Origin of the sequence: Rhizobium rhododendri (assembly GCF_007000325.2) — a bacterium.
Classification (GTDB): domain Bacteria; phylum Pseudomonadota; class Alphaproteobacteria; order Rhizobiales; family Rhizobiaceae; genus Rhizobium; species Rhizobium rhododendri.
Map to the genome: position 1 here is coordinate 186192 of NZ_CP117268.1, position 12618 is coordinate 198809.

A 12618-nucleotide genomic window follows, 5' to 3' on the forward strand; every position below is an offset into this window, starting at 1 on the left:
TTATGCCGGAATCCGAGAAGGCGCTGCTGTGTCAACGACTTAAAGGGCGATCCCGCTGATGCGATCGAAGACGTAAACCTGGTCAGGGTTGATGTTGACGTTGAGCGCGGCGCCGTAGCTGACAGGGAACTCGCCATCCACAACGGCTGTCATTTGTTGGCCGGCAATCTCGAACAACACATGTGTCTGCGCACCGGTTGGTTCAACAAGCAGGGTCCGACCGCTGAGTGGTGATCCCTTTCCTGCCGGGTTCAAGTTCTCTGGACGCAAGCCGATCGTAACCTCCTGTCCCGACGTGACCCGCCTCTCGGCGGCAATGCGCAGCGCAGTCCCGTCCTTCAGCCGGACAACTGGCTCGCCCGCCAGACCCTCCACCACGCCGTCGAGCACATTCATGGCAGGCGAGCCAATAAAGCCCGCGACGAACAGGTTGGCGGGGGTTCGGTAAAGTTCCAGGGGCGTGCCGTGCTGCTCTATCCTGCCCTGGTTGAGCACGACGATCCGGTCGGCAAGCGTCATGGCTTCGATCTGGTCATGGGTGACGTAGATGGACGTCGTCTGGACCTTCTGGTGGAGCGTCTTGATCTCGGCACGCATCTGGACACGGAGTTTGGCGTCGAGATTGGACAGGGGCTCGTCGAAGAGGAAGACGGAGGGATTTCGCACGACGGCCCTGCCCATGGCCACCCGCTGGCGCTGGCCTCCGGAGAGCTGGGCCGGTTTCCTCTCAAGAAGCGCGGTCAGATCCAGCATCCGTGCCGCCTCGTTGACGCGCTGGTCGATCACAGTCTTCGGCTGCCCTGACAATTTGAGATTGAATGCCATGTTCTGCGCCACTGTCATGTGCGGATAGAGCGCGTATGACTGGAACACCATGGCAATGTTGCGCTCGCGGGGCGTCAGCGCGTTGACGATGTCGCCACCGATCAGCACATCGCCGCCGGTAACCTCCTCCAGCCCGGCGATCATCCTCAGCAATGTCGACTTGCCACAACCGGATGGACCGACCAGAGCGATGAATTCCCCGTCGCTGATCGAGAGCGAGATGTCATGAATGACATCGAGCGCACCATAGGATTTGCGGAGGTTCTGAAGCTCGACGGATGCCATGCTTTGGATGCTCCAGTTGCGCCTGTCAGGACTTCACCGCACCGGCTGTCAGGCCAGCGATGATGTGTTTTTGCGCGAGGAAGAAGACGATGATGGTTGGCAGGATGGTCAGCGTGATGAAGGCCAGCACCAGCTGCCACTGTGTCCCGAACTCGCCGCGATAGACCATGATCCCGAGTGGCCAGGGATAGATCGATTCCGAGTTCAGCATGATCAGCGGCAGGATGTAGCTATTCCAGCTGCCGACGAAGGAAATGATGCTGACAGTGGCGATGATCGGTCGCGAAAGCGGAAGGGTGATGTACCAGAAGAAGCGCATGTAGCCGCAGCCGTCGACCAGCGCTGCCTGGAACAATTCCTCCGGCAGGTTTTTGAAATAATTCCGCAGGAGCAGGATGCTCATTCCAAGTCCGAACGCGACCTGCGGCAGAACGACGCCCCAATAGGTATTGAGAAGGCCAAGATCGCGGATGCGGATGAACAGCGGCAGTATGGCTGTTGCCGCCGGGAACATCAGGCCGATCAGGAAGTAATTCAGCAGAAAATCCGAGCCGAAGAAGCGCACGTGGGCAAAGGTGAAGGCGGCCATCGCCGAGACGCTGACGGTCAGGAACACCGTCAGCAGGGCGATGATCAGCGAATTCATCATCTGTCGCCAGTAGCGATCGCCAAACAGGATGTCGGTGTAGTTTTCGACATGCCATTCCGCTGGCAGGCCGAAAGGATTGACCCTGAGATCGCCGAGCGACTTGAAGCCGCCGAGCGCGGTTGTCAGCAGTGGCACGAGGACGATGGCTGCGATGATGGTCAGCGACAGGTACAGGTAGGCCCTGGTGCCGGGGCTGACGCGAATGGATGTGGCCATATCAGTCATTGCGCATAAATATCCGTTTGTAACCGAAGGCGAGGGTGACGCAGATCACGAACAGCACCACCCCGACGGCGCTGCCGAGGCCGACCTGCATCCTGGTGACGCCGAAATTGAAGAGGAAAGTCACCATCGTCTGGGTCGAGTTGAACGGTCCGCCACCGGTCAGCGGCATGATCAGGTCAAACAGTTGCAGCGAGCCGACGATCGCGAAGAAGACGGAAAGACGCAGTGTGGAGGCAAGCAGGGGTAGCGTAACATAACGGAATTTCTGCCAGCCCGTAGCACCGTCGATCTCGGCAGCTTCCAGAATGCTCTTGTCGAGCGATTGCAGCCCGGCGATGAACAACATCATGTGAAAGCCGAAATACTTCCAGACGATGACCGCCAGGACGGCGTAGATCGCCAGGTCCTTGTCGGAGAGCACATAGGGCGTCGCAACGCCGAACAGATGCGCCAGCGACGCGAACAGGCCATAGTCGCCATCGTAGACGAAGCGCCAGATCAGGCCGGCGGCCACCTCGGCGAGCACGTAGGGCAGAAAGAAAATCAGCCGGAACATCACCACGCCGGCAATCCTGTTGGCGAGCATCGTCGACAGCCAGATCGCCAACGGAATCTGCACGATGATCGAGACGACAATGATCAACGCGTTGTTTTTCAGAGATGTCAGAAAGGCCTGGTTGTTGAACAGGACCTGGAAATTCCGCAGGCCGACAAAATCCGTCGGTGCGCCGTAGCCACTCCATTTATAGAGGCTGTACCAAGCCGCTTCTCCCATCGGCAGGATGACAAAGATCGTGAAAAGCAGCAGGGCAGGTGGCAGGAAGATGAGCAGCACCGGCAGGCGGCCGTGGTTTGCCGAGCTCTTTCGCCGGACAACAGGCTTGGGCCGTGCCGCCGCACTGACGGTCGATGTGACGCTGATATCAGTCATAGGGATTGCCTGTCTCGAGATTCGAGGTTGCGGCCGGCGGCGGGCAACGCGTGCTGCCGCCGGACACAGGCTTCAGAGTTGATCCTGCTCGAAAGCCTCCTGGATCTGCGCAGCTCCATCCTTCGGCGTCAGCTGGCCGGAGACAATGCCAACGGAAACATCGTTGACTACACGCCCGACGGACGGTCCCAGATCCTGGTCGAAGAAGTTCTGGTGCCAGGTGGTATGGGCCAGTTGTTCGGCGGACTGCCTCATCAGCGGATTGGTGACCCCATCCTCGGCGCCGACCGCCACGGGAATGATCATACCGGCCTTCGCCATCGCCCGCTGGTTGTCGGCATTGTTGAGATAGGCTAGGAAATCCAGCGCTTCCGGGGGCGCTTTTTTCGACACCGCCCAGGCATTCAGTCCCCCGAGCGTATCCGTCGCGGCACCAGCACCCCCCGTTACTGCCGGAAACGCAAAGCGACCGATATTGTCGCTGGCGAGGCCTTTGCCGTCGCCGGCATTGGTGCGCTGGTTGGATTCGGTATTCTCGAAGCCAAGGATCATCGCCGCCTTGCCGTCGGCAAATACGCCGAGGGTCTGCGGCCATGTCGCGCCGAGATACCCCGGCTGGAACGGTTCGAGTTTGCCGAGGTCGGCAAGCTGCTCGCCGGCCTTGATGACGGCGGGATCGTTGAAGCCTTCACCCTGTCCGGTCTTGGCGGCGTCGAACACCTTCTGGCCGCCGTCGCGCATGACGAGGTAGCTCCAGTAGAAGTGGATCGGCCACTTTTCGCCGCCACCCCCGGCGATCGGCACGATACCGGCAGCCTTGATCTTCTTGACCGCTGCCAGATAGTCTTCCCAACTCTTGATGGCGGTCGCGTCGACGCCGGCTTTGGCGAACAGCGCCTTGTTGTAATAGAACGAGACCGTGCCGAGCTTGAAGGGTACGGCGCTGATTTTGCCGTCGAAGGTCAGGCCCTCGACGGCAGCAGGATTGAAGCTCTTCAGCCACGCGCCGTCATTGGCCTTCATTGCAGTGGTCAGATCCAGCAGAGCGCCAGTTGCCATCTGCTGCTTCAGGACGCCGCCACCCCAGCTATAGAAAAAATCCGGGGCGTCGCTCGATTGCAGCAGCGTCGGCAGCTTGGCCTTGAATGCTTCGTTTTCCAGAAACTGCATCTGGATTTTGACGCCGGGATGCTGGGTCTCATAGGTATCGGCTATCTTGCGCCAGATGGCGACATAGCCAGGATCAAGCTCAAGGTGCAGCCACTTGACGGTGGTATCGGCCATCGCACTAGCCGCACCGAGCATCATGGCAAGTCCGGTGGTAGCGACAAGCATAGCTGTCCGCTTACCGCGAAGGGCTTTCGCCCCGACGATCTGAAACATCATTTCTCCTCCCAAGGGAATGACAAGTCCTCACCATTTTTCCCTTATGCGGATTAAGTCATCGGAAAATTGCACAGTTGTCAATCGCTAAACTTGTTTTTTAGGCAGCAAGGCTTGACAGTCTTCAACGTGGGGTCTCTATTTAATTCATGATCCGGCCTAAATTCTACGGCGGGATAGTTGGTCCAACAGGTTGCTTTGTCTCAATGAAAACTGCCGACCCAGAGTTGATGCGGGCGATCAACCGTTTCAGTATCCTTGATACGATCCGGCGCGCGGGGCCAATCGCGCGGATCGAAATCAGCGAACTCACGCAATTGTCGACGACGACGGTGTCGGCCATCACGGCAGCCCTGCTGGACGATGGTCTGATCCTAGCTCGACACGAGGGCGATCTTCGCAATCCCGCAGCGCGAGGTCGCCCGAGGGTGGCGCTGGAGCTCAATCCGGCTGCCGCGCGCGTCGTGGGCGCAAAGATTGCTGCCGATCGGATGATCTTCGTGGTGACTGATTTTTGCGGCGAGGTGCTGTCGAGACAGACGATGGCGCTGCGCGTCGATCGGCAGCCGATCAGCGTCATTGCCGACCTTATCGATGACGGGGTCCGTCGTTGCGTTATCGATGCGGATCTGTCGATCCATGATATCGATCTCGTCTGCCTCGGTTTGCCCGGGCTGATCGAACACCGCACCGGGCATGTCCGCACCAGCCCGATTTTTCGCGAAACCGGCGTCGATTTCGCCCGGGAAATGTCCGAGCGGCTGGGCATTACCACGATCGTCGAGAGCGATGCCCATGCGATAACTCTGGCGCATCACTGGTTTGGACACGCCCGCGAGCTCGATGACGTCGTCGTGGTTTCGCTGGAGAAAACTCTTGGTCTCGGCGTCCTGCATGGTGGCCAGCTGTTTCGTGGCGCTGGCGGTCTTAGTCATAACCTCGGAGATCTCGTCATTGGCATGGGATCGGAAGGGGCCATCCGTCTCTCCAGCCAGGCGGGGGAAAACGCCATCTTCGGTGCACATTCGAGTGGCGGACGCTTTGCCGAAGCCGTCCGGCTTGGGCGCGGCATGGCGCACGCGCAAACACTCATTGCTGGCGAGGACAATGGACTGATCGTCGCTGCCACCCGCGCCGGCGAGGCCTGCGGCATGGCCGTCGCCAATATCGTCACGTTGTTCGCACCGCCCCGCGTCATCGTCGTCGGATCGACACTTGCGCTGGGAGCGCCGTTTCTCGATAGCCTGCGTCATGCCTATGCGGCGGCTATTCCGCCTTCCATCCGGGGCGTCGCCGAACTTGTTTTCGACCAATCGACCGATGAGACCTGGGCACAGGGAGCAGCGGTCGTGGCACTTCGCGAACTCTACGAATCGCCCTGGAGCACGACAGGGCCCGCGCCGGCGCACTAACCCACAAAAATTCGAACCGGTCTTGGAGGAGGCAGTTATGGAAAAAGTTGGAATCGGCATTATCGGCTGCGGGAATATATCCGGCGCCTACCTGAAAGCCATCAGATCGTTCCCCATTCTCGATATCAAAGGCGTGGCGGACCTCAATCGCGACCTGGCGGAGGCAAAGGCTGCGGAATTCGGCCTGAAAGCGGTCGACATCGCAGAGCTTTTCGCCGATCCGGCGGTTGAGATCATCGTCAACCTGACCATCCCGAAGGCCCATGTGGCTGTCGCCCTGCAAGCGCTCGATGCGGGAAAACACACCTATTCGGAAAAACCGCTCGGCATCAACTTCAATGAGGGCAAACGCCTTGCCAATGCTGCCGCGGCGAAGGGGCTGAGGATCGGTGCTGCGCCGGACACATTCCTCGGCGGCGGCCACCAGACGGCGCGTGCCATCATCGATGAGGGCGCCATCGGGCAGCCGGTCGGTGGTACCGCGACCTTCATGTGCCCCGGCCACGAGCGCTGGCATCCAAACCCGGATTTCTATTACGAGGTCGGCGGCGGCCCAATGCTCGATATGGGACCCTATTATATCACCGATCTTGTCAATCTGCTCGGTCCGGTCTCGCAGGTGGCCGGCTTCGCCACGACCCCGCGCAAGGAGCGCATCATCACCAGCGCGCCGCGCAACGGCCAGCATATCCCCGTTCATGTCGCGACCCATGTCGCCGGCGTCATGGCTTTCGCAAATGGCGCCATCGTACAGATCGGCATGAGCTTCGATGTCGCTGGCCACAAACATGTTCCGATCGAAATCTACGGGACGGAAGGCACGCTTCTCGTGCCCGATCCGAACCACTTCGGCGGATCGGTGGAATATCTGAAGAAGGGCGGCGAGTTCGAGACCCGCGAGGTTAAAGGACCTTATGCAGACGGCAACTACCGCTCGCTCGGGGTTGCTGACATGGCACATGCCATTCGCTCGAACCGACCGCATCGCGCCAGCGGAAGCCTGGCGCTGCATGTGCTGGAGGTGATGGAAGCCTTCCAGACCGCGTCCGATACCGGCCGTACGGTCAGCATCGCCACTGAGACCGGGCGTCCCGCTCCCCTGTCCGAATCCCTTGTGGACGGGCTGATCGGGCAATGAAACAGGAGAACAGTACAATGCGCGAAGCACTTATCGTCTGGGGCGGCTGGAGCGGTCACGAGCCGCAGGAATGCGCCCATATCGTCCGCGACATTCTCGAAGAGGATGGTTTCAAGGTCTATCTGGAAAACAGCACGGAAGCGTTTGCCGATCCATCCATCCACGACCTGAGCCTGATCGTGCCGATCGTCACGATGTCGAAGATCGAGAAGGAGGAGGTAAAGAACCTGGCCGCCGCTGTCGAGAGCGGTGTTGGTATCGCCGGTTATCACGGCGGTGCGGGCGACAGCTTTCGCGATAGCGTCGACTACCAGTTCATCATCGGCGGCCAGTGGGTGGCCCATCCCGGTAACATCATCGATTACACCGTCAATATCACCAAGCCGGACGATCCGATCATGGAGGGGATCGAGGACTTTCCTTACACCTCCGAGCAATACTACATGCATGTCGACCCATCGAACGAGGTGTTGGCAACGACTACCTTTACCGGCGAGCATGCCTACTGGATCAACGGTGTCGTTATGCCGGTCGCCTGGAAACGCCACTATGGCAAAGGCCGGGTCTTCTATTCGTCGCTCGGGCACCAGGCCAAGGAGTTTTCGGTGTCGCAGATGAGAACGATTTTCCATCGCGGCATGAATTGGGCGGCAAGGTGATTGGCGGACTGAATGCTGCCCTATGGCGCTCGGGCGAGCGCCATAGGGAAAGTTGAACAGGGCGCACAGCGCGAATAAGGGAACCGGGTTTGACGGTCAATCTCATCCAATCCGTCAAATGCCGGCACTAAACTCCTACGCCTGCCTTGCGCGGTGGCGGCGACCTTTGCCTATATCTGGCAGGAAGACGGTGAGAAGCCCTAGGAGCGGCAGGTAGGAGCAGATGCTATAGACGTAGGCGATGCCCTTGTGGTCGGCGACAATGCCGAGCCCGGCAGCGCCGATCCCGCCGATGCCGAAGGCAAAGCCGAAAAATAGTCCGGCGATCGTACCCACCCTGCCGGGCACCAGTTCCTGCGCAAAGACGATGATCGCTGAAAATGCCGAGGCGAGGATGACGCCGATGATGACGGTGAGCACCACCGTGACCTCATAGTTGGCATAGGGGAGTGCGAGGGTGAACGGCAAGGTGCCGAGGATGGAGAACCAGATCACGAACTTGGTGCCGAACCAATCGACGGCAGGGCCTCCGGCAACGGTGCCGACCGCAACAGCCCCGAGGAACACGAACAGCAGAATCTGCGCATGCTGGACCGACACGCCAAAGCGGTCGATCATGTAGAAAGTGTAGTAGCTCGACAGACTGCTCATGTAGATGAATTTGGAAAAGACAAGGAATACGAGCACGATAATCGACTTGACGATGGTTGCGCGCGGCAGGGCCACGACGGCCGCGACCACCTTTCGCTTGGCGTTGGCAATGCGGTGGCGGGAATACCAGACGCCGACCCGCCACAGGACGATCATGCCGAGCAGGGCGACCAGCGAAAACCATGCAACGCTGACCTGTCCGCGCGGCAGGACGATGAAGGCTGCCAGCAGCGGTCCCATGGCCGAGCCAAAATTTCCGCCGACCTGAAACAGCGATTGCGCCAGCCCGTGACGTCCGCCGGAGGCAAGCCGCGCGACGCGCGAGGATTCGGGGTGGAACACAGCAGAACCCAGCCCGACCACGCCGGCGCCGACGAGCAGTACCCAGTAGGCATGGGCAAACGCCAGCAGCAGCAGACCGATCAGTGTAAAGCCCATGCCGACCGTCAGCGAATATGGCAGCGGCCGCTTGTCGGTGTAGATGCCGATGAGCGGCTGCAGCAGCGAGGCCGTTACCTGGAAGACCAGGCCGAGGAAGCCGATCTGGGTGAAATCGAGCCCGTAGCTATCCTTGATCATCGGATAGAGTGCCGGGATGAGTGACTGCATGGTATCATTGAGCATATGGCAGAAGCTGACCGCCATGATGATGCCGAAAACCGTTTCCTCGGCAGTCGGCGGTGCTGTGCTCGCGGTTGTGTCGGTCATGTCAGCCTCCCGTTTGTCCACTTGAGGTTGATCAAGTAGCGCCGGGTCGGGACTGGCTCAAGCCGGGTTGGGCTTCTATCCGTCGCATCCGCGCAATTCCTGCAAAAGTGCCTGGCGATTTGGTGTCCGGAATGCGTAAAAACAAAGGGATAGAGGCTTTCACGTCTCCGTGAAAACAGAATTGCCCTAGTATTTCTTTTTGCGACCCGGAACCTTGTTGCCGCGCGGCCCCGTCTGCACCGGGGTGTTCTGGACATTTTCCTCGGAAAGCTTGCGCCAGCGATCCAGCCGTTCGGCCGAAAGCGTGCCTTCCTTGACCGCCTTCTGGACAGCGCAACCGGGCTCGTGCGCGTGGGTGCAATCGCGGAACCGGCAGAAGGGTGCCAGATCTGTAATCTCGGCGAACAGCGTTTCGATGCCGAATGAGGCGTCGCTGACATAGAGCGTCCGCATGCCGGGCGTATCGATCACCCAACCGCCGCCGGCGATAGCGTGCAGCGAGCGAGAAGTGGTGGTGTGACGGCCCTTGGCATCCTGCTCGCGAATACCGCCGGTCTCCTGGGTCTGCTCGCGATCAGGCCCCGCCAGCGTATTGACGAGGGTCGACTTGCCAACGCCTGAAGAACCAACCAGCGCCACCGTGCGGCCAGCTCCGCACCACGGTGCCAGTGCACCCACTGCATCCGGAGAGCGGCCGTTGAGCACGACGACGGCGAGATCGCGCTGCAGCGCCTGCGCCTGCTGCCTGTAGCTTTCGGCGTCGTCGACGGTGTCGGCCTTGGTGAGCAAGATCACCGGCTCGGTGCCCGCCTGGTTGGCAAGCGCCAGGTAGCGCTCGAGCCGCGAAGGATTGAAGTCGGCATTGCAGGATGTGACGATGAACAGGGTGTCGACATTGGCGGCGGCCAGCTGGTTGTCCTTGCCTTCCGTGCGGCGCTGCAGCAGCGCCTTGCGGTCCAGGCGGCGGACGACGAGATCGGTCTCGCGTTCCGCTAGCACCCAGTCGCCGACGGCGAACTCGCCGGTATTAGCGTGCGGCCCAAGAATGAGCTGCTCCGGCCCATGCTCCGATATGCCAGCGAGACGGGTGCGGTGAACGCCGGAAATGCGGCGCGGTTCCAGACCGGCGTCGGCATCCTCGATTTGCGATTGGAAAAACTCAGACCAGCCGAGTGCTGCAAGCGATGCTGTATCCGTCACAGGTTGCCCCCGGGGCTTGGCGTTGCATTCATCGGCCAGCTCCTCTTCGATACGGGCATGGACGCTGATAGCAGACCGGTCGCCGAAAGGGCAATCACTTTGGCGGATGCATTGTCCAGAACTAATCGACGACCGTGACTTGCGGCCATTGTTTCAGCGCCTGCCTGCCGCCCTCGGTCAGGGCGTAGACGCCTTTTTCCACCCGTTCGAACCAGCCGTAGACGTTGCGCGGCAGGATCGTTCCTGCCTGCGGTGCTACCAGTTTCATATCCTTCGGGCGAAGAGGCCCGGCCTCGAGCGCTGCAGCGATGGCAAGCGCCTGCTGGCGGTAGGCGGTCATGACGGGAATTTTGGTCGAGCCGCCGAGCATGGGATCGCCGCGCCGCCGCTGGTGCTCCCGGACGAGCCGCGAGCGCCGCTTGGAATTGGTTCGAGGCATCGGCGTTACCGACTGGACGATGACGCTGACCACGCCTGCATCCGAGACGCCCAGCATGCCGAAGCCCAGTCGCCGGCAGAGATCGCGATAGCGACTGTCGGATTCGCGACCTTTGCCCCTGGCCGAAATACGGGCCGCAATCCACACCTCGTCGCAGACGGACGCCCGGTCGACTGCTTGCAGGACGAGTTCGAGGTTGAACGTCAGCTTCAGTTCGCAGATGACGACGATGCCGGGGTCGTCGTCGCTGAGCCCCACCATATCGCAGCCGCCGATCTCGCCCTTGACCCGGTAACCGGCACTTTCCAGAAAGGCCTTCACGGGAAGATAAAGCGTTTTTTCCAAGCTGGGTCCGACCTAGGTGATTCTGTCTCTCTTCTTTTGCAATGCCGTGGCCGGCTTCGCAATGCCTGCAGCGCCGATGCCGCCTTGCGAGGTGCTGCTAGCTAAGATAGCGCGCTTCGAGCAGATCCAACTCCTGGACCAGTTTCCGGCCAGTCGCGCTGCCGAGCTCGCGGGCGCGGACCTTGCGGAAAATCTCGCTGCGTTCGGCCCGGACTGCCGCCAGCCGCAACTGCATTTCGATCTTGGCGATCTCGCGCGACGTCGAGCCCTCATCTTCGGCACCCGTATGGATTTCCAGCCGCCGCCGATAGAATTCGGTGACCCGCGCTGCGGCCTCGACATAGAGGTCGGTGTCGTCCTTGCCCTTGGCAAGATTGTGCTGGACCTCCTCGACTTCCTTCATGGCGACCTGCGCCGCAGCGATCCGGGCTGCGTCCTCATCCTCTTCCCGCTTGGTTTCCTTCGGTAGCTCCAGGTTGCGCAGTAGTGGCGGTAGGAACACGGTGGCGGCGATCAGCGAAAAGACGATGACCCCCATGGCGAGGAATATCGCAAGGTCGCGTCCCGGAAAAATCGATCCGTCGTTCATGGTCAAGGGCAGGGTCAGCACGCCGGCCAGCGTCAGTGCGCCTCGCACGCCGGCGACGGAAAAGGCCGCGACAATGCGCGAACTCGTCGAATCGTGTCGCCGCTTGTCCCGAAGCAGCGTCAGTTGCAGCGACACCCAGACCCAGACGAAACGCAGGCTGGCAAGACTGACCGTCAGCGCGAGGACATAGGCCAGCAGCCACCACGGGTTTTCGTGGCCGGTTAGCTTTACCGTCTGGTCGGCGCGCGACAGGATGCCCGGCAGTTGCTCGCCGAGAAGGACGAAGATGGTGCCGTTCAAGGCAAAGGCGATCATGTCCCACACGGCACTGCGGCGAACGCGGGTGATGGCCATGGCCCGGCCCGAATTCTCCGCGATGCTCATCGTTACCCCGGCAGAGACAGCCGCGAGGATCCCGGAGCACTTCAGATGCTCCGCCAGCAGATAGGCGGCAAACGGCATAAGCAGGCTCACCAGGATCTGCGAGCCGCTCTCCTCGCCGTAGCGCTGCGAAAGGCGCGTACTGACCGCGTTGATCGTCCAGGTGACCGCGATGCCGATCACCAGCCCGCCAATCGCTACCCAGAGAAAATTCAACGTTGCGTCATAGAGCGAAAACGTGCCGGTCAGGGCGGCAGCGATGGCAAAGCGCAGGCAGACGAGGCCGGATGCGTCGTTGAGAAGCGATTCGCCCTCGAGGATATGCATCATCCGCGGCGGGATCTTCACGCGCTTGGCAATGGCCGATACGGCAATCGGGTCGGTCGGAGAAACAACGGCTGCGAGCGCGAAGCAGACGGCCAGTGGCATGGCAGGTATCAGCCAGTGGACAAAAAGTCCGACGCCAAGAACCGTAAAGACGACCAGCCCGAGCGCCAGTTCAAGAACGATGTTCCGGTCCCGTATCAATTCCTCGCGCGGAATGCGCCATCCGTCGAGAAACAGCAGCGGCGGCAGGAACAGCAGAAAGAAGATATCCGGTTCCAGCGTGACGCTGAGATTTGCCGACAGGCCGATCGCTGCGCCAAGCACGATCTGGATAAGCGGCAAAGGCAGTGTTATCGGGATAACCCGCGACACCAGGCCGCTGACGACGATGGCCAGCAACAAAACGAGGGCTGTGGTGATGACGTCCAAGAGATGCTCGTCCTTCGGTTCTGCACAGTTCACGTCGGGACG

General features: G+C 60.6%; 11 protein-coding genes. 3 read left to right on the top strand and 8 right to left on the bottom strand.

Annotated features, from left to right (window positions below):
• Nucleotides 1–39: 39 nt before the first annotated feature.
• The 4 genes from PR018_RS18665 to PR018_RS18680 form a co-directional block, all read right to left on the bottom strand.
• On the bottom strand, nucleotides 40–1110 hold the full coding sequence (locus tag PR018_RS18665) for an ABC transporter ATP-binding protein (RefSeq protein WP_142830933.1): 1071 nt from the start codon (nucleotides 1108–1110) through the stop codon (nucleotides 40–42).
• Between the two features lie 25 nt (nucleotides 1111–1135).
• Complete coding sequence (locus tag PR018_RS18670; protein WP_142830934.1) at nucleotides 1136–1984, bottom strand: carbohydrate ABC transporter permease; 849 nt, start codon at nucleotides 1982–1984, stop codon at nucleotides 1136–1138.
• Complete coding sequence (locus PR018_RS18675; RefSeq protein ID WP_142830935.1) at nucleotides 1977–2915, bottom strand: carbohydrate ABC transporter permease; 939 nt, start codon at nucleotides 2913–2915, stop codon at nucleotides 1977–1979. Before PR018_RS18675 ends, PR018_RS18670 begins: the two co-directional genes overlap by 8 nt.
• A 72-nt stretch (nucleotides 2916–2987) precedes the next feature.
• Nucleotides 2988–4298: an ABC transporter substrate-binding protein gene (locus PR018_RS18680; RefSeq protein ID WP_142830936.1), complete on the bottom strand. Its 1311-nt coding sequence runs from the start codon at nucleotides 4296–4298 to the stop codon at nucleotides 2988–2990.
• Between the two features lie 206 nt (nucleotides 4299–4504).
• On the opposite strand from PR018_RS18680, the gene PR018_RS18685 reads away from it, so the two are divergent.
• The 3 genes from PR018_RS18685 to PR018_RS18695 are packed head-to-tail and all read left to right on the top strand — an operon-like array spanning nucleotide 4505 to nucleotide 7507.
• A complete protein-coding gene (locus PR018_RS18685) occupies nucleotides 4505–5710 on the top strand; it encodes an ROK family transcriptional regulator (protein WP_142830937.1) in 1206 nt (401 codons plus the stop codon).
• Nucleotides 5711–5747: 37 nt separating this feature from the next.
• Entirely contained in the window at nucleotides 5748–6848 is a 1101-nt protein-coding gene (locus PR018_RS18690) for a Gfo/Idh/MocA family protein (RefSeq protein WP_142830938.1), read from the top strand.
• Between the two features lie 17 nt (nucleotides 6849–6865).
• A complete protein-coding gene (locus tag PR018_RS18695) occupies nucleotides 6866–7507 on the top strand; it encodes a ThuA domain-containing protein (RefSeq protein WP_142830939.1) in 642 nt (213 codons plus the stop codon).
• Nucleotides 7508–7642: 135 nt separating this feature from the next.
• Here the strand turns inward: PR018_RS18695 and PR018_RS18700 are convergent, their stop codons facing one another.
• From PR018_RS18700 to PR018_RS18715, 4 genes are all read right to left on the bottom strand, one after another.
• The gene (locus PR018_RS18700) at nucleotides 7643–8866 is read right to left on the bottom strand and encodes an MFS transporter (protein WP_142830940.1); all 1224 of its coding nucleotides are present in this window, start codon (nucleotides 8864–8866) and stop codon (nucleotides 7643–7645) included.
• A 186-nt stretch (nucleotides 8867–9052) separates the two neighbouring features.
• The gene (rsgA, locus tag PR018_RS18705; protein ID WP_244615393.1) at nucleotides 9053–10066 is read right to left on the bottom strand and encodes a ribosome small subunit-dependent GTPase A; all 1014 of its coding nucleotides are present in this window, start codon (nucleotides 10064–10066) and stop codon (nucleotides 9053–9055) included.
• 121 nt (nucleotides 10067–10187) lie between these two features.
• Nucleotides 10188–10850, bottom strand: coding sequence for a DUF2161 domain-containing phosphodiesterase (locus tag PR018_RS18710; RefSeq protein ID WP_142830942.1), 663 nt, complete (start codon nucleotides 10848–10850; stop codon nucleotides 10188–10190).
• Nucleotides 10851–10947: 97 nt separating this feature from the next.
• On the bottom strand, nucleotides 10948–12576 hold the full coding sequence (locus PR018_RS18715) for a Na+/H+ antiporter (protein WP_142830943.1): 1629 nt from the start codon (nucleotides 12574–12576) through the stop codon (nucleotides 10948–10950).
• Nucleotides 12577–12618 lie beyond the last annotated feature (42 nt).